The 17799-nt window shown below is 58.7% G+C and carries 19 protein-coding genes; 14 read left to right on the top strand and 5 right to left on the bottom strand.

Features of this window, described 5'->3' with window-relative positions; translation table 11 throughout:
• Nucleotides 1-89: 89 nt before the first annotated feature.
• The 5 genes from slmA to coaBC form a co-directional block, all read right to left on the bottom strand.
• Complete coding sequence (gene slmA, locus C4S63_RS09365; RefSeq protein WP_062814907.1) at nt 90-683, bottom strand: nucleoid occlusion factor SlmA; 594 nt, start codon at nt 681-683, stop codon at nt 90-92.
• Nucleotides 684-785: 102 nt separating this feature from the next.
• Nucleotides 786-1685, bottom strand: a complete 900-nt coding sequence (gene argB, locus C4S63_RS09360) for an acetylglutamate kinase (protein ID WP_063508620.1) — start codon at nt 1683-1685, stop codon at nt 786-788.
• Between the two features lie 208 nt (nt 1686-1893).
• Nucleotides 1894-4290 (bottom strand): phosphomannomutase/phosphoglucomutase, encoded by a 2397-nt coding sequence (locus tag C4S63_RS17610; protein ID WP_103917420.1) that lies wholly within the window; start codon nt 4288-4290, stop codon nt 1894-1896.
• A gap of 181 nt (nt 4291-4471) precedes the next feature.
• On the bottom strand, nt 4472-4924 hold the full coding sequence (dut, locus tag C4S63_RS09350; RefSeq protein WP_062814904.1) for a dUTP diphosphatase: 453 nt from the start codon (nt 4922-4924) through the stop codon (nt 4472-4474).
• Nucleotides 4925-5007: 83 nt separating this feature from the next.
• Nucleotides 5008-6207 carry a bifunctional phosphopantothenoylcysteine decarboxylase/phosphopantothenate--cysteine ligase CoaBC gene (coaBC, locus tag C4S63_RS09345; protein ID WP_062814903.1) on the bottom strand — a complete coding sequence of 400 codons (1200 nt, stop codon included), beginning with the start codon at nt 6205-6207 and terminating at the stop codon, nt 5008-5010.
• A 187-nt stretch (nt 6208-6394) separates the two neighbouring features.
• Between coaBC and radC the strand changes: the two genes are divergently transcribed.
• The 14 genes from radC to C4S63_RS09275 all read left to right on the top strand — a co-directional run bounded on the left by radC (nt 6395) and on the right by C4S63_RS09275 (nt 17764).
• On the top strand, nt 6395-7069 hold the full coding sequence (radC, locus tag C4S63_RS09340; RefSeq protein WP_062814902.1) for a DNA repair protein RadC: 675 nt from the start codon (nt 6395-6397) through the stop codon (nt 7067-7069).
• 161 nt (nt 7070-7230) lie between these two features.
• On the top strand, nt 7231-7467 hold the full coding sequence (rpmB, locus tag C4S63_RS09335) for a 50S ribosomal protein L28 (protein ID WP_035248690.1): 237 nt from the start codon (nt 7231-7233) through the stop codon (nt 7465-7467).
• Between the two features lie 21 nt (nt 7468-7488).
• A complete protein-coding gene (gene rpmG / locus C4S63_RS09330) occupies nt 7489-7656 on the top strand; it encodes a 50S ribosomal protein L33 (protein ID WP_007151127.1) in 168 nt (55 codons plus the stop codon).
• A gap of 443 nt (nt 7657-8099) precedes the next feature.
• Entirely contained in the window at nt 8100-8339 is a 240-nt protein-coding gene (locus C4S63_RS09325) for a Flp family type IVb pilin (protein ID WP_062814901.1), read from the top strand.
• Nucleotides 8340-8364: 25 nt separating this feature from the next.
• Entirely contained in the window at nt 8365-8817 is a 453-nt protein-coding gene (locus C4S63_RS09320; RefSeq protein WP_062814900.1) for a TadE/TadG family type IV pilus assembly protein, read from the top strand.
• Between the two features lie 59 nt (nt 8818-8876).
• On the top strand, nt 8877-9719 hold the full coding sequence (gene cpaB / locus C4S63_RS09315; protein WP_082810715.1) for a Flp pilus assembly protein CpaB: 843 nt from the start codon (nt 8877-8879) through the stop codon (nt 9717-9719).
• 91 nt (nt 9720-9810) lie between these two features.
• Nucleotides 9811-10881 carry a type II and III secretion system protein family protein gene (locus C4S63_RS09310; protein WP_369826417.1) on the top strand — a complete coding sequence of 357 codons (1071 nt, stop codon included), beginning with the start codon at nt 9811-9813 and terminating at the stop codon, nt 10879-10881.
• A gap of 4 nt (nt 10882-10885) precedes the next feature.
• Complete coding sequence (locus C4S63_RS09305; protein WP_103917419.1) at nt 10886-12076, top strand: hypothetical protein; 1191 nt, start codon at nt 10886-10888, stop codon at nt 12074-12076.
• 11 nt (nt 12077-12087) lie between these two features.
• Nucleotides 12088-13248, top strand: coding sequence for a CpaF family protein (locus C4S63_RS09300; protein WP_103917418.1), 1161 nt, complete (start codon nt 12088-12090; stop codon nt 13246-13248).
• Entirely contained in the window at nt 13245-14165 is a 921-nt protein-coding gene (locus tag C4S63_RS09295) for a type II secretion system F family protein (protein WP_103917417.1), read from the top strand. The genes C4S63_RS09300 and C4S63_RS09295 overlap by 4 nt, the downstream gene beginning before the upstream one ends.
• Nucleotides 14158-15027 (top strand): type II secretion system F family protein, encoded by an 870-nt coding sequence (locus tag C4S63_RS09290; protein ID WP_103917416.1) that lies wholly within the window; start codon nt 14158-14160, stop codon nt 15025-15027. Before C4S63_RS09295 ends, C4S63_RS09290 begins: the two co-directional genes overlap by 8 nt.
• 16 nt (nt 15028-15043) lie before the next feature.
• Nucleotides 15044-15715: a hypothetical protein gene (locus C4S63_RS09285; RefSeq protein ID WP_103917415.1), complete on the top strand. Its 672-nt coding sequence runs from the start codon at nt 15044-15046 to the stop codon at nt 15713-15715.
• Complete coding sequence (locus C4S63_RS09280; RefSeq protein ID WP_062814893.1) at nt 15712-15984, top strand: hypothetical protein; 273 nt, start codon at nt 15712-15714, stop codon at nt 15982-15984. Before C4S63_RS09285 ends, C4S63_RS09280 begins: the two co-directional genes overlap by 4 nt.
• A 49-nt stretch (nt 15985-16033) precedes the next feature.
• Complete coding sequence (locus C4S63_RS09275; RefSeq protein ID WP_146063373.1) at nt 16034-17764, top strand: hypothetical protein; 1731 nt, start codon at nt 16034-16036, stop codon at nt 17762-17764.
• Nucleotides 17765-17799 lie beyond the last annotated feature (35 nt).

Here is a 17799-nt window from a genome sequence, read left to right as displayed (position 1 = left end):
CCGTTCTGCAGAAATCTGCTCCGCAGGCCGGTGATTCGCCGCTCTTGTTCTTCCTGCCGGCGTTGCTTGGCGACAATCCTCCCCCGCCGCTAGTCCTGGTCCCGGAACAGGGTGGGAACCAGCAGTTCCCACTGCGTTTGCCAGTCTTGACTGGGACGGGCCTTGAAACCGGAGCGAACGAACTGGGCAATGCGGCCTTCCACCACCGCCAGTAACAGGTTGGCCGTAATGGTGGGTGTGGCTCGCGTGCGCCTTCCCTCCTTGATTTCCGCCTCGCGCAGCACCTGCTTGAGCTGACTTTCCACCCGATCATAGAATTGCTGGATGCGTTGATGCAGGCGCTCATTTTCGCCGGTCAGGGCATCCCCGGTAAGCAGCCGGGTGATCCCCGGGTTGCGCTCGGTAAAAGCCAGCATCAGGTTCAGGATCTGTTCCACCTGGCTGGTGGCATTGCCATCTTCGGTGATGCGATTGATGCGTGAAAAAATCGCTTCTTCAATAAACTCGATCAGCCCCTCGAACATCTTCGCCTTGCTGGGGAAATGCCGGTACAGCGCCGCTTCGGAGACACCCACTTCCCTGGCCAGGCCGGCGGTAGTAATACGTCCTCCCGGGCCGGCTTCCAGCATATGGGCGAGCGACTGCAGAATCTGCTCTTTTCGCGACGGTTTTTTTTCGGTCATGTAGCGTCGTTCCCTTGTTATATTGTCGACTCTCGCAGAAGCCATGCTTGCCATGGCGACACTTGCCATGTTCGCCATGCAAGCATAGCTGCTACGGGCAACTCAGTTTTTGCTGATCAACGTCCCGATCCCCTGATCGGTAAGAATTTCCAGTAGCACGGCGTGGGAAACCCGGCCGTCGATGATGTGGGCGGTGTGTACCCCGTTTTTCACCGCTTCCAGGGCGCAGCCAATCTTGGGCAGCATACCACCGTGGATGGTGCCGTCCTTGATCAGTTCATCAACCCGTTCGGCGCTGAGGCCGGTGAGGACTTTGCCCTGTTTATCTTTCAGGCCTGCCACGTTGGTGAGCAGAATCAGTTTTTCGGCGCGAAGCACTTCCGCCATCTTGCCGGCCACCAGGTCCGCATTGATGTTGTAGCTGACACCGTTGTCATCCACGCCGATGGGGGCGATAACCGGAATAAAATCGCTGCCGGCAATCAGATCGATAATGGTGGTATCAATGCCCTGAACTTCGCCCACGTGGCCGATATCGACAATTTCTGATGTCTGCAGGGCCGGGTTGTTTTCGTCCTGGGCCTTGAGGCGCATCTTGCGTGCCTTGATCAGTCTTCCGTCCTTGCCAGTGAGGCCGATGGCCTGGCCACCGTTGTGCTGAATCAGGTTGACGATGTCCTTGTTGACCAGGCCGCCGAGGACCATCTGTACCACATCCATGGTTTCCTGGTCGGTGACGCGCATGCCCTGAACAAATTTGGATTCCTTGCCCAGCCGTTCCAGCAGACTGCCGATCTGTGGACCCCCGCCGTGGACGATGACCGGGTTGAGCCCCACCTGTTTGAGCATCACTACATCACGGGCGAAACTGTTTTTCAGTTCGTCGTTCTCCATGGCGTTGCCGCCATACTTGATCACCACCGTGGCGCCGGAAAAGCGCTGAATGTAGGGCAGCGCCTCGATCAGAATCCGGGCGGTATCGTGGGCACTGTTGGTGTCCATTACGTCTCCTTGGGCAGTAGCGTTAGCCGGGAGTTGAAAGTTTAAAGCGCAAAGTTGAAACGCGAAGACAGCACCACGCTAACCGGTAAATATTTTGCTCCGCGTTTTGTGCTTGGTGGAAACGCTGGCAGGGCCTGTCCGAATACGAAACGCCGTGCCCGCGCTTTTCAACTTTGAACTTTCAACTCCTCGACGGCTTGATTCTAACTCAAAACGGTAATTTCAGGGTGTCATCCACAGCCTGCAGATGTTTGCGGAACTGCTCCTTGACCCTTTCCAGGGCGTCTTCGTCGCGGCCTTCAAAGCGGGCTACCAATGAAGGCGTCGTGTTGGAGGCGCGCACCAGGCCCCAGCCATCCGGGAAGTCCACCCGCAAGCCGTCAATGGTGGTGGGACGGCCGCCGGTAAAGTGTTCGGCGCGGGCGGTCAGTGCGTCCACCAGGGCAAATTTGTTCTCCTCGCTCACATCAATGTACAGGGCCGGAGTGGTGAGACCGGTCTTCAGGCCATCGAACACCTGGCCGGCACTGTCATCCTGAAGGGACAGGATTTCCAGCAGACGGGCGCCAGCGTACAGGCCATCATCACAGCCGAACCAGCGGTCGGCGAAGAAGATATGGCCGCTGATCTCGCCAGCCAGGGGCGCGCCGCTTTCCTTCATTTTTGCCTTGATCAGGGAGTGGCCGGTTTTGTACATCATGGGGCGGCCACCGTTCTTGCGGATGATGGCCGGCAGGGCCCGGCTGCATTTGACGTCGAACAGGATGTCGGCGCCGGGGCTGCGTCCCAGAAGATCTTTGGCGAACAACATCAACAGGCGGTCTGGCCAGATGATTTCGCCGCTGTTGGTGACCACGGCGACCCGGTCGGCGTCACCGTCGAAGGCAAGGCCAAGGTCCAGGTTTTCCTGTTGCACGATGCGGATCAGGTCGGCGAGGTTATCCGGGTTGCCCGGGTCGGGGGCATGATTGGGGAAGTTGCCGTCGATCTCTGTGTACAGCGGCGTTACCTCACAGCCCAGTTGCTTGAACAGCTGTGGCGCCAGTTCCCCGCCGGCACCGTTGCCGCAGTCGATGGCGATCTTCAGTGGGCGTGCCAGAACGATATCGCTGGTCACATCGGTCAGGTAGCGGTCAGTGATATCGCGTTCTTCCTCGCGCCCTTTGCCCTCGCTGAAGGCCTTGTTGCGGATGCGCTCCTGAAGGGCGGTGATGCGATCACCATAGAGGGTATCGCCGTTGATAACGATTTTCAGACCATTGTGGCTGGCGGGGTTATGGCTGCCGGTCAGCATGATGCCGCTTCGGGTTTCCAGTACTTCGGTGGCGTAGTAAAGCACCGGGGTGGGCACCAGGCCCAGATTGATCACATCGCGGCCGGATTCCAGCAGGCCCTTGATCAGGGATCGGCTCAGCTCCGGGCTGGACAGGCGTCCGTCCCGGGCTACCAGCACGGTCTGTTGGCCAGCCTCGCCAGCTTCACTGCCGATGGCGCGGCCGAGCAGATAGACGCCCTGGGCGGTAAGGGTATCGCCGGCCACACCGCGGATGTCATAGGCGCGGAAGATACTGTCTGGCAGGGCTTCGCCCTGTTCCTCATCCATCAGCAGAATGCCGTCGTCGCTTTCTTCCACGACGACCAGATCCTCGGATTGCCGTTGGGCTGCCGGCCGATGCGGGCCGCCACGTTTGCGGAGTTTGCCGGCCATGCGCGCCTGGGCGTCATTGACCGTGGCGAACAGGGGGAAGTGAAAATGGTTGCGGGCGCTGACACCGGGTTGGCGGGCCAGTTCGTCGCAGTAACGGACCAGTTCCGCGCAATCCTGCTTGAGGAAGCGGGCCATCAGGCGGTTGACCACCAGCGTGCCAAGTAGCAGCAGTACCACGCCCAGGGCCACAACCAGGGTACTGACCACCATCAGATTGCTTTCGGTGGGCGGCAATGTGAGCGTCACCGAGACGGGGCCGACTCGGGTGTCCACACTGGCACCGGTGTTGCTGCCGGGCTGATTGAACAGGTTGCTGCCGCCGAACTGGACTTGCAACTGGCTGCCGACGGGGGCCAGGTCTTGCAGAAGGCTGGCCAGGTTGCTGAGGGGTAGTTGCAGCAGCAGGGCGCCATTTTGCATCCGCGTGGCTTTCACCAGAATCAGGGTCGGGGGCTGGCCGGCAATGATCACCGGGCCGGGGGACTGACCAAGCCGCACTTCCTTGAGCAGTTCCTGGGCGGTATAGCTGAAATCGTCGGTATTTGCGCCCCGGCGGGGCACCAGCTGAAGGTTGGCATCCGGAACCCACTGGTGATGGCGGGCGTTGAACTCGGCAACGGTGTCGTCGGACAGCGCCTGGTCCACATCGTTACGGCTGGCCAGTAACGACAGCTGCGTCTGATAGTGCTGGATATGGTTGTGTGTCAGCTTGGCAATGGACTGTGCAAGCTGGCTGGCGTTGTCTTGCTGTTGTGCCGCTTCGGCCACCCTGGTCTGATAGAACCAGGTGGCTCCCCCTGCCACCAGGATCGCTACCAGGGTTGCAATCAGTAATGGCATCAGTGGTTTGAAGACGCTGACGTCGGCGCGTTTGTTGTTGTTCTTGTTGTTGCCCATATCCCCTCCGAATTAGACCCGAACCCGTGATTTCAGCGCGGCGCCGGAGGCAAGCCCCTGCCACGCGGCACTACGGTTTTCAGTCGATGATATTCCTTGATGCGGTGTTGCTCCCGGGAATGCCTTTTGACGACGGATTTTCATGCCATTGCTCCACGCTGAAGGCATGGGTTCAGTTGGCTCAGTGGCGGCCGCTGTGGCCGAAACCGCCGCTGCCCCGCTCACTGTTGGTGAAAGTCTCCACCTGTTCCAGTTGCACCTGCATCACCGGCACGATGACCAGCTGGGCGATCCGCTCGCCGGGTTCCACGGTGAAGGGCTGGCTGCCCCGGTTCCAGCAGGACACCATCAGCTCGCCCTGATAATCAGAGTCGATCAGGCCCACCAGGTTGCCCAGCACAATGCCATGTTTATGGCCCAGTCCGGAGCGCGGCAGGATCATGCCGGCATAGCCCGGATCACTGATATGGATGGCCATGCCGGTGGGCAGCAGTTCGGTTTGCCCCGGTTCCAGCAGCAGTGGCGCCTTGACCATGGCCCGAAGGTCCAGGCCGGCGGAGCCGTCAGTGGCGTAATGGGGGAGTGGAATACTGTCGCCCAGTCGGGAGTCGAGCACGCGGTATTGCAGTTTCATGATGGTTCCTGTTGGTCGGGGATCACGCTTCGCGCGCCGGACATCGCGGTCGAGTGATGTCGGGAGTATGGCGCGCCTCAGCGCTAGTCTTTATACCGTATGGCAATCAATTCGATCAGTTGCTTGGCGATCTGCGCCTTCGAGGCCAGTGGCAACACCTTGTGACCCCCGGGCCAGATGACGGTAAGGGCATTGTTGTCGCTGTTGAAGCCCACGTTGCTGCCGGAGACGTCGTTGGTGGCGATCATGTCCAGTTTCTTGTTGACCAGCTTGCCTTGAGCGTAGGCGACCACATCGCGGGTTTCGGCAGCGAAACCCACGGTAAAGGGGCGCTTGGCGTGTTCTGCCACCGACGCCACAATGTCCGGGTTTTTCACCAGTGTCAGATGAATTTCTTCGGTGGATTTCTTGATCTTGTGGTCGGCGGTGACAGTGGGGCGGTAGTCGGATACGGCGGCAGTGGCGACAAAGACATCACATCCTTCCTCCACGGCTTTCATGCAGGCGTCATACATCTCTGTTGCCCGGGTCACGTCCACACGGTCTACCCGGGAGGGGGTAGGCAGATTAACCGGGCCGGCGATCAGGGTCACCCGGGCGCCGGCTTCGGCGGCGGCTTCAGCCAGGGCGAAGCCCATCTTCCCGGAGCTCTTGTTGGTGATGTAGCGCACCGGGTCAATGGCTTCACGGGTGGGGCCGGCAGTGATCACCACATGCTTGCCGGTGAGCAGCTGGTAATCAAACACCTCGGCGGCTTGCTGAAGGATTTCCAGGGGTTCGAGCATGCGCCCGGCACCGACTTCGCCGCAGGCCTGGCTGCCACTGCCGGGGCCAAATATCTTGATGCCCTTCTCCTGAAGGATCAGCAGGTTCTTCTGGGTGCTGGTGTCGGCCCACATCTGCTGGTTCATGGCCGGAGCGATGGCGATGGGGGCGCCGGTGGCCAGACACAGGGTGGCGAGCAGGTCGTTGCCGTGGCCATGGGCCAGGCGTGCCATGAAATTGGCTGAGGCCGGCGCAATCAGCACCAGGTCTGCCCAGCGGGCCAGCTCAATGTGGCCCATGGCCGCTTCTGCGGTGGGGTCCAGCAAGGTGGTGTGTACCGGGTGGCCGGACAGGGCCTGCATGGTGAGAGGGGTAATGAATTCGCAGGCTCCCTGGGTCATTACCACGCGAACCTGGGCGCCCACATCCTGCAGGCGGCGAACCAGATCGGCGGCTTTGTAGGCGGCGATGCCGCCGGTAACTCCCAGAAGAATGCGTTTGTTCACCAGACGATGCATGACGAAATCCTGCGCAGCGATAGCGACGGTTACGGCAGTGGCTTACAGCAGCAAGGGCAAATCACCGGTGCCGTGGAAGCCGGAACCCTGCTATTACATAGGCTGCATAGGGTAGCACTAAGGTATGAGTGCTGCCCACTTCACAATGATATGGAATATCAAGGCGTTACGGGAGAAAGGAAACTCCATGGCAATCACTGACTGGCCCACGGATGAAAGGCCGCGCGAAAAGTTGCTGGTGCGAGGGGCGGAATCGCTGAGTGATGCGGAGCTGCTGGCCATTTTTCTGCGCACCGGGCAGCAGGGCATGACCGCAGTGGATCTGGCGCGAAGCCAGTTGACAGCGGGGGGTGGGCTGCGGGCCTTGCTCGATGCAGGCCCGGAGCGAATGGCCAGGTTGCCCGGCATGGGTGCCGCCCGGCGGGCCCTGTTGCTGGCGGCGCTGGAGCTGGGGCGCCGCTATCTGGCGGAGCCGCTGGAGCGGGGGTTGCCACTGGATAACCCGGAAAAAGCCGGGCAGCTACTTACCGCTCGTCTGCGTGGGCTCCCCTATGAGGTGTTTGCCTGCCTGTTCCTGGACAACAAGCATCGCCTCATTGCCTTTGAGCAGCTGTTTCAGGGCACCATCGATGCGGCGGCGGTTTACCCTCGGGAAGTGGTGCGTCGGGCCATGGAGCATAATGCGTCGGCGGTGATTCTGGCTCACAACCATCCTTCCGGGGTAGCCGAGCCCAGCCAGTCCGACCATGCCATCACGCGCCGGCTGGTGGACGCCCTGGGGTTGATGGATATCCGGGTGCTGGATCATCTGGTGATTGGTGAGGGGGGATGGGTGTCTCTGGCCGCCCGTGGAGCCCTGTAAAGGATCTGGGCAGGGGGCATGCTTGCGGTAAGCCCCTGAATTCTGGTGTACCCGGTGGAATATCCGAGATTTCGCTTGAAACTTGACCGGCAGATTGGTATAAAACGCGCCTTTTCCGGGGCTCTACCGTCCCCCCGCAAGAAGATTTACGGAGCAAGACAATGTCCAAGGTTTGCCAGGTGACCGGTAAGCGCCCTGTAACGGGCAACAGAGTTTCTCACTCGAACATCAAGACCAAGCGTCGTTTCGAGCCGAATCTGCACCACCATCGTTTCTGGGTTGAGTCCGAGAAGCGCTTTGTGCGCCTGCGTGTGACCTCCAAGGGCATGCGTATTATCGACAAGAAGGGTATCGACGCTGTATTGGCAGATATCCGTTCTCGCGGCGAGCGTGTTTAAGGCTAATTAAGGAGCTAACCCATGGCCGGTCCTATTCGTGAAAAAATCCGCCTGGTGTCCTCTGCGGGCACGGGGCACTTCTACACCACTACCAAGAACAAGCGTCTCCATCCTGAAAAGATGGAAACCAAGAAGTATGATCCGGTAGTGCGCAAGCACGTGGCCTACAAGGAAGCGAAGATCAAGTAACGATCTTTTTGCTGCCTGCCTGGCAACGGACATAAAAACCCGGGACTTTGTCCCGGGTTTTTTTATGTCCGGAATTTTTCACAAGGAGAGGGAAAGGCGTGGCATGAGTGGCGCGTGAAGGGCGGAATCGTTGTTCGGGAGAAGACATTTTCAGCAAGATATATACTTACTATCACAAAGTCGCCTGAATGTCTGTCAAGCAAGTGCAATTCTATGCTTTTTAAACGCCGTTCGTCTGTTTTGCAGGCCCGAATGGGGCTTTATACATGCCTTTTGCGACACTCTGGTGCTACGTTTGCACAAACGAGGAGCATCGCAACAAAATGTTACGCAGCAAAATTTGTGATGCAGTTCACATATGCATAGCATTAAAGTAGAAGTTCACTTTTTCGCATATGCATTCACGCAATGTTCATACTAAGGGACGTGCAACGGAGAGCGCTATGAGTACCTTGAATGAAATGTTTCGTTTGTTGATGATCCGCCTGTACACCCAGCTGCCCGGGCGTGCTCGCAACCAGCGTGGCGCCAGTGCGCTGGAGTATATTGTATTGGCTGCTGCCTTGATCATCATTATTGGTGTGGGCATTAACGCTGTAGGTAGCGGTGCGATACAAGACGCCTTCCAAAATTTATTTGATAGTGCAGGCCAAGGTGGTGGTGGCGCCCCAGCGTCCTCTTAGTATCGGCTAGGCCGGAGTTGACCTGATGAATCGGAAAGAGTTCGGAGCAGTAGCTCTAGAGTTTCTGATGCTCTTCCCTTTTGTCATCGCAATGCTTTATGGCGCAGCGGTATATGGATTGACTTTTTTTACCCAGTACCGCATGCAGGCAGCCGTGGATACCGCGGTATCCACGGCGTTGTATGTGGATCGATCCGATATACAGGCCAGTAGCCTTGAGGTTGCAGTAACGCAGCGCGGTAATACTGCGCTGGCTGGTCTGGTGGCGCAGTTGCCGGAAAATTTGAGAGATAAACTGAATACGAATTCAGCCTGCGGGTTGGAAAGCATTGCAGGGGGGGTGCAAGTGCTTAACTGCAGCTTGGTATACCCCAACTATGAAACCAATCCGATAGTGCCGGTGCTCAGTTTTGGTGTGCTGGGGGATTTTCCTCCGCTACCGGCAAGTTTGAGGGTGGAGGCTCGCGCCGCGTTCTGATTGACTGGATGCGGTTCAGCTCAAGAAGCAACATTTGACAGGGATGTTCCGGAGAGAACATGGGATCAAGACTGCTCTACATGCTGCCGGCGTTGGCTGTGGCATTGGTTGCGCTGATACTGGCGCTGGTGGGATTAAGTCGCGACCCGGCACCGTCGCTGGTAGTTCGTGAGGCGTCGCCCGAGGGGCAGGTCCGTGACCAGGAAGCTCCCAGTTATCGGTACTGGGTGGTCACCGAGAGCCTGAATATCGGTGACACCCTCGATGAAGAGGCACTGGCGGTGGTTTCCTCGCCGGCCCCGATTCCCAATGTGCTGACCGCCGATGAAAAGGTGGCAGGCAAGGAATTACGTCAATACGCCCGTCCGGGCGAGCTCCTTTCCCGAAATCACCTTGAACCTGGTGGCACCCTGCCAAGCACCCTGCCCGCAGGGTTTCGTGCCGTGGCAGTGGGGGTCGATGATGTGGTGATGGCAGGTGGTCTGCTGCAGCCCGGTGATCTGGTCGATGTGGTGGTGTCGTTTCAAGAAGCGGACCGGGATGACCCGGCGGCCATGGTGCTGTTGCGGAGCCTGCAGGTGCTGGCGGTGAAAGGGGCCATGGCGGCAGCCAGCAGTGATCAGGACCGCGAGGCCCAGCGTCGCAATAACACCGTGGTGCTGGCTGTGCCCAAGGACAAGGTGCCAACACTGCTGCTGGCTTCTGAGGAAGGCACATTGCGATTGGCGGTACTGGCCAGTGAGGACAAGGCTGCTGACGACAGCGACGAAGAAAAGAAAGCCAAACCGGTTTACTACAAGGATCTGTTCCCGGCGGCCCGCGCACCAGCACCACGGGCGACACCGGGCCAGAAAGTGGAAGTCTATGAGGGATCAGAGTCAAGGAGCACCTATGTGCGTTAAGGGGTTGTGGAAGAGAGCCGGGGCGCGACTGGTTCTGTGGTTCTCCCTGTCGCTTGCCATAGTGGCGCAGGCGGACACTCTGAAAGACACCATGCGAGTGGCTCCCGGGGACCAGAAAGTCCTGAATTTCCCGGAAGCGGTGGCCAAGGTGGCAACCTCGGATCCAACGGTGGCGGCACTGACCGTGACTGGGTCGGAGGAATTGTTGCTGACCGCCAAGGCGGAGGGCTCGGCGGTGATCTCGGTGTGGCTGAGAGGCAAGGCCAAGCCACTGCGCAGCACAGTGGTGGTGGCGACCACGCTGGGATCCTCTCTGCCTTTTGGTACCCAGGTACAGACAGATATCCGTGTGCTGGAAGTCAGTCGCTCGGAGCTCAATCAACTGGGCATGAGTTACAGCAATGTTTTCAATGATGGCCAGTCAGCCGTGGGAATTGCGCCGCCAGGGACCGGGTTTCAGGTGCCAGGGGTGGTGCCGGCCCCTTTGAGTTCCGATGGCTTCAATCTGTTTGGCTTTGGTCCCAATTCGGTTCTTGCCATCAATGCGCTGGAAGCCGGGGGCTTTGCCTATACCCTGGCCGAACCTTCCCTGACCAGCCTGTCCGGGCAAAGCGCCAGCTTTCTGTCCGGCGGTGAATTCCCGGTCCCCATTCGGAGTGACAACACCGGCATACAGATCGAGTTCAAGGAATTCGGTATTGGCTTGAGCCTGACTCCAACCGTGATCGATGCGGGGCAGATTATTCTCAAGGTTGCGCCAGAAGTGTCCGAACTGGATTTTTCTGCGGGGGTGGAAACCGGCGGCGTGGCGGTACCGGGCCTGCGGGTGCGGCGTGCGGAAACCACGGTGTCTCTGGCGCCCGGTGAGACCTTTATCATCAGTGGCCTGGTCAGTCGGAATACCATCAACAACAGTGATCGTCTGCCGGGGATTGGCAATATTCCCCTGCTGGGGGCGTTCTTCCGCTCTTCGCGCATCGAGAAAAGTGACAAGGAACTGGTGATGGTGGTGACCCCTCACCTGGTGACGCCCCAGCAGAGTACGGAGCCGCCAGTGACGTTGCCTGGCGCGGGCTATCACAGCAGTAGTACTGGCTGGCTGGATATGGCCACGGAAAGCCGCCGGGGTTCCCAGCCAATTCGCCACGGCCTGAGCTGGTGATGCTATGAGTGAACATGACATTGTTCTTTCTGTTGTTGACGATGATGGAATCGAGGCCTGGCTGGAGCGGGTGGTGGATGAGCCGTTCCGCCTTGAGCAGGTCAGCCGAAGCGATCTGACCAGGGTGCTGCGCTTGCTGGAGGCCACCACTGCCCATGTGGTGATGGTGGAGATTTCCGAAGCGGATATGGATCAATCACTGGCCATCATCACGGCCCTGACCAGTGCTCGCCCCTGGGTCACCGTTATCACCGTCTGCGCCCGTGCCAACCAGGAATTGCTGCTGCAATCCATGCGTGCGGGAGCGCGGGATTGCTTTGTGGCCGGGAGCGAGGCGGGAGATGTCCGTGACCGCCTGCGCCGGCATCAGTTGTTGAGGGTGGGTCACTATGATGACCAGGTTCGCTCCGCAACCAACAACCTGACCCTGGTCGCGTCAGCCAGCCCGACGGTAGACACCCGCTTTCTGGCACAGAATGTTGCCCTGGGGCTGAACCGCCTGTTTCCCAACGAACGGTGTCTGGCCATTGATACCCAGCCCGCCGAGCGCGGTATTTTCTACCTGGATGTGCACAACGAATACACGTTGGAAAATTTGCTGGCCAGTCCGGAGACCCTTGACGAAACCCTTATCGGTACGGCACTGGAAGAGTATCGGCCGGGATTGCGACTGCTGGCCGGCGGGATTGATAGCCGTGAGCTTGAAGGGGATCGAAGCGCGGATCTGTTTATTGCCCTCAATCATCTGATGCAGATGTTTGATCGTATCGTGATCAATGTGGGCACCCTGGAGAGCCGCCATTGGGTGCGTGCCCTTGGCATTCACGCTAGTCATTTGCTGATCACCATGCAGCCACTGGTGGACCAGGCCCATGCGGTGCGGACCCTGGGCAATGAGTGGCGTTCCCACCTGGGCCGCGACGGCCAGGTTCACCTGGTTGTGGATGGGATGGAAGGCAAGGTCCCGCCGGGACTGGATGAACTGGCAGAGACCGCCGGGGTAAACCTGCTAGGTGGGCTGCCCATGGACTGGCGTCACCGCTTGATGGCCATGAACAGTGGCTTGCCGATTCAGGAGCAATCTCCCCGTTGCCGCTATAGCCGCGGCCTGCAGACCATGGTTAACAAGCTGGAATCACAGCAGGGTGTGAGCGCTGGTGAGAGCTGGTGGCAACGACTGCGTAGCAACGGATAGCAGGAGCGCTTGTGGCGGGACGGATCGACGCAGAATACCAGCAGCTCAAGGATCGCACCCATCGCTGGGTGGTTGAGCGGCTGGATGAGGAAGGCATCGAGGTTGGCAATGCCAGCCGTGATCAGCTTGCGGATTTTATCCGTACGGCGGTGGGGCAGCATATCGCCCTGAACCGGGTGCCTCTCTCAACCCAGGATCTCAATCAGCTGGTCCGCGATACCCTGGACGAAGTGACCGGTTATGGCCCGCTCGAGCCTTTGCTGGCTGATCCGCGCATAAACGACATCCTGGTGAATGGCCCGGACAGCGTCTTTATCGAAGTCTCAGGGGTGCTGCAAAAAGCATCGGTGCGTTTTATCAATGATGACCATGTGGTGCGTGTCATTCGTCGTATGCTGGCGCCCCTTGGGCGTCGACTGGATGAGTCCAGCCCCATGGTGGATGCCCGCCTGCCGGATGGTTCCCGGGTCAATGCCATTATTCCGCCGCTGGCGCTAGACGGCCCCAGTATCAGTATCCGTAAATTTACCGGTAACCATCTAAGCGCCCAGCAGCTGATAGACAGCGGCTCTCTCACCGATGCGTGCCTGGATATCATGGTCAAGGCGGTGGAGTCGCGGCGCAATATCATCATCAGTGGTGGTACCGGTACCGGTAAAACCACCATGCTGAACATGATCAGTCAGTACATTCCTCGTCAGGAGCGCATCCTCACCATTGAGGATTCCGCTGAACTGGTGCTTAACCATCCTCACGTGGTTCGCCTGGAGACCCGCCCGGCCAATACGGAAGGCAAGGGCCGAATCAGTGCCCGGGAGCTGGTTATCAATGCCCTGCGGATGCGTCCCGACCGGATCATTCTTGGTGAGGTGCGTTCCAACGAGATCATCGAATTACTGCAGGCAATGAATACCGGCCACGACGGCTCCATGAGTACGATCCATGCCAACAGTACTCGTGATGCGCTGGTGCGTATCGAGACCTTGCTGGCGGTGAGCGGCTACGAGGCCAGCGAGACCGCCATTGGCCGCCTGATTGGTTCTGCCCTGGATGTCATCATTCAGCTGGAAAGATTGCCGGATGGCCGCCGCCGGGTCAGCGAGGTTGTGGCGCTGACGCCAACGGAAGATGACCTCTACCACATGGACTACCTGTACAGGAGTCAGGCATGAGTGCGGTAGAGCTGCTGGGAATGGCGCAGCTGCTCGGCATTATTGCCGTGGTTACTGTGCTCATGCAGCTCGTCTGGTTCCGCTATCGGCAGCGCAGCTTGCTGACTGAGCGCGTGCGGCAACGTTTGCAGCAGCGTATGGAAATCGGTGGTGAACCCGGTCAGGTGCGAGTGGTGGCGGGTCCGCTGGAACGGCTGTTATTGCGGGCGGATATCCGCCTGTCAAGAGTGCAGCTATCACTGCTTGGTATCATTATTTTCCTGATCGTGGTGATGGTGCTGGCTTCTTCGGGTTTCATTGCAGCTGGTGTGGTGCTGGCGCTGATAGCTGCGAGTCTTTGGATGTACTGGCGGTTCCGTTTCCAGCAGCAACGCCGGATGATTTTTGAATCCCTGCCGGGAATCATGGAATCCACATTGCGCTACATGAGCGCCGGCCGTTCCCTGGAGGCCTCGTTAATGGAGTCCTTCCAGGATGCGCCGCCGGTATTTGCGCCGCTGACGTTCAGGCTGCGCAGTGCGATTGAGGCCGGGCGCGATTACACCGGTTTGTTTGATGACTTTTCCCGGCTTTACCAGGTGTCTTCCCTGGTGCTGGTGTCCATTGCGCTGCGCACGTCCGCCCGGTTTGGTTCGTCGATCCGTCCGGTTCTGGAGCAGGTGGCCACCTCGTTACGCTCCCAGCAGGAGCTGCGCCGGGAGTTCCTGGCGTCTACGGCGGAGACCCGGTTTACCGCCGGCGCCTTTACCTTGCTGCCGTTGGGCATGGCTGCCTACATGATGCTGATAAACGAAAAGTATGCCGAGGTCCTGCTGAACACGGACACCGGGCATACCATGCTGATGATCGCTGGCATCTTGCAAGGGTTCGGTGTGCTGGTCATCTGGCGGATGATCCAGGGGGTGGGCCGTGAATAATGTGCTGCTGATCCTCGCCATCCTGCTGTCGGGTCTCTCCTTGTGGCTGGTCTACAAGACCAGGGACTGGGCATTGCGGGCCCGGGTTAACCAGCGTTTGCAGGATAGTGGCAATCACCGTGAGGATGAGGATCGGGGGTTCTGGTTATGGACACTCTCCAGTGCTCTGACGGAGTCATCGATTGCGTCGGGGGATTATCAGGAAATCCGGCAGGCTCTTGGGGGCATGGGGAAAAGCCGTGAGCAGTCCCAGGTTATTTATCTGTTGTTCTGCTGGCTATTGCCGGTACTGGTGGCATTGGTAGGTTTTCTGGTGTTCGGTCTGCTCGGCGGGCTGTTGGCATCGGCGGCGGGCTTTATTGTGCCGCGGCGGGTGATCCGCGGTATGGGGGCCCAGGCAGAGCTGAGACAGAACCTGGAAGCGGTAGAGCTTTGCCACATGACGCGAATGCTGATGGAGGCCGGGCTGTCCCTTGAGCGTGTAATGCGCATTATCGGTCGCCAGGGGCGTCCCCTTTTGCCCATTCTGATCATGCGAATAGACCGTTTTAACCGGCTCATGAAATCCGGCGCGGAGCGAACCCAGGCACTGGATGAACTGGGTGATAACAAGCGTATCCCGGTACTGCGCAGCTATGTGGTGTTGATGAAGCAAAGCAGTCAACTGGGGGCGGGCGTATCTGCCAGCCTGGACCAGATTATTGAAGAAGCCCAGAACGTGGAACGTAACCGCATTCGAGAGGAAACCAACCGGATTGGTGCCAAGATGACGGTGGTGATGATGGCATTCATGCTGCCGGCCCTGTTTATCTTGATTGGCGGCCCGGCGGTGATTTCCATCGCGGATGCATTGGCACGATAACAAAGGGAGTAACAACATGCGTGGCATGGTTTGGGGAGCACTGATACTGCTGGCGGGATGCGCACACCAGTCAGCGCCGGAGTCGGCCCCGGGAACAGTGGATGTGTCGTCAATTGCCTGCAAGGAAGCACTGCAGCCAGAGCAGCGTGTGGATCTGGAGATGGTCGATACCTTGATGGCCAAAGGACGAAATTATGCGGCGTTGGCGCAGCTGGAAAGCAAACCCATGGGCGCCATTGATCACTGGTTGCGTTATGGTCAGTTGCTGGCCGCCTCCGGCAAGCTGGATTCTGCGGAGCAGGTCTACAGAGCATTGGCCAATCGCTGTGATGATGGCCGCAGCCGTCATGGCCTGGGCATGGTGTTGCTCAAGCGTCATGAAATCATTGCGGCGCTGTCCCATCTGGAGCGGGCGCGCAGCTTGGCACCGGCAACCTCCCAGGTGCGAAATGATTACGGCTATGCGCTGATGCTGGTAGGGCGCTACGAAGATGCGGCTTTCGAGCTGAGAACCGCATTGGAACTGGCGAACGGCAAGGGCCCGGTTCGTCAGAATCTGGCGGTAGCCTATCTGATGACGGATGATCATGGGGGGCTGAAAGCGTTACAGTCCAACTACGGGTTCTCGGATGAGGAAATTGCCTATGCCGAGAAGCTCAGTGAACAGTTCGGGAGGACCCGAAAATGAAGAAACTGGCCTTGATTCTGTTGTTGCCGGGAACCTTGGTGGCGGCGGAGCCTCAGCAAGCATACAGCTTTGGTGTTTCCGGACAGGTTGTCACCAATGAGTCTGAAACGGTCACTGACTGGTTGCTGAACCAGCAGCGAGATTCCCGACCGGCAGGCCAGAGTGAGCTGTCTGCTCCGCTTTATGTGGACACCCAGCGCCGTCTGGCAAATTCCTTCCGTACCGCGATTCCGGACAGTTTTGGTGAACAGACCCGAGACGATAATTAACCGTCTCCGGCAGCGCGGGGCCCTGTCAGTCATCACCCCGCTGTTGCTGTTGATCGTCATTGCCCTCACGGTGATGGCGCTGGATGGCGCACGCCTGTACAGCTTGCGCAGCGACATGCAGGCGCAGGTAAATGTGGCCGCCCAGGCTGCAGCCGGTGCGGCTCAGGCATGCGGTGGACAAGCGCCCAGTACCGCGCTTGTCCAGCAACGCGCATTGGCTGCGGCGGTTGCCCAGGGGTTTGAGGGGTCTGATCAGGACCTGAACGTTCAGCTTGGCGTGATTGCGGATGCCAGCAGTAGCGGTGTGGTGGCTTTCGAGCCGGTGAATCTCATTGAGCGCAGTAATGCGGTACTGGTGAGTTACACCCGCACCGAGCCGATTTCCATGTTGTTGCCAAAGTCTGTATTTGGTGGCATTTCTCTCTCCGTGAATGCGGCGGTTCGCAAGGAGGTGGTGGCCACGGTCAGCGCGGCCGGCGGCACTGTCGGTTTGGGCGGTGATGCCACCTTGCTGGGCAGTCTGCTGGGTGTTGTGCTAAATCAGCCGGGTTTTAGTTTGGACCCGACCGACCTCAACAGTCTAGAAAATGCCACTGTGCAGTTGGGCGATTTGCTGACCGCCACTGGCGTCAATGATCTGGTCGACCTTCTGGGTCTTGATGCGTCTGAACTGGCGGCGGCGATTCGTGATGTGGGCACAGCTACCGCGCCAGTTGCGGATCTGCTGGATAGTATTGTGACTGCACAGGGAATAGAGACCATCAAAGTGGGCGACATTATCAGTGTGGTAGAAAATGCTTCCGTCCCGTCGTCCAGTGAGTTCCCGGTCTATGATCTGGTCATCAGCCTGGTGCTTAATCTGGCTGAGCAGCAGCAGGCTGGAGCCGGTGGGTTGTTGTCGTTGCCACTCAATATTAACAACCTGTCCGTCCCGCTTATTGCCGATATCAATACGGTAGACCTGGGCTTGAATGTGGGCGAGCCACCCACGGTGGCTGTTGGTCCGGCTCGTCAGGATGAGGATGGCGAATGGGTGACCCGTTTTTATGCGCCGGACGTGACGTTGCAGCTATCCGCACAGGTGGAGTTGTTGCCGATCAACTTGGGCCCTCTCCTCTCCCTTTCTCTGGCGGATTTAACCGTTCCGTTGGCGGTGAATGCGGGGGGCGGTGAGGGTCAGCTGATTTCCGCTGATTGTGCTCGGGGAACCTCCAACTCGGTAGAGTTTGGCGTCAACCTTGAGCGTGAAATCGCGCGTATTGTAACCGGGCGGCTGACGGCGGCGGGAGAATTGCAGCCAGAGCGGTTGGAAGCGAATGTTGGTAGGTTGTCGCTGCTGTCCGGGCTGCTGCCTCCCATAGAAGGCATTCTTTACCTTAACGCGGAAGTGGACGGAGAGGTTCCGGGCATTGAAGAAACAGTATTTCTGGATCCGCGTTATGATTTGTATTGTGACCCGATTGAGGGATGCGATCAGTCCCAGTACAACGATTTGGGCGATGGTTTGTCCGGCCTGGATCTGGAAATAACGGTTCATGAAGCGTCGCTGCTTCGAAGTAGCTTCGGCTTGATCAATTTGACGCCGCTACTAGACCCTATTCTGGATCCTGTGCTTGAGTTGTTGAGTGATGTCATATCCAGTCTGGCTGAAGGGTTGATAAATCCATTGCTGCGAACGCTGGGTGTGGGCCTGGGTGGCATCAGCGTCAATGTGAGCGCGGCAAACCAGGATGGAATCCAGCTGATCGAGAATATTGCGGTGGAAGAGCCGGAGCAGTGATCTGCTTTCCCGGCAAAGCCACAAATGACGAGACC

The organism is Alcanivorax sp. DSM 26293, from assembly GCF_900107995.1.
Lineage (GTDB): Bacteria > Pseudomonadota > Gammaproteobacteria > Pseudomonadales > Alcanivoracaceae > Alcanivorax.
Note: the sequence above shows the minus strand (reverse complement) of the source record. Positions and strands in the feature narration are given on the sequence as shown.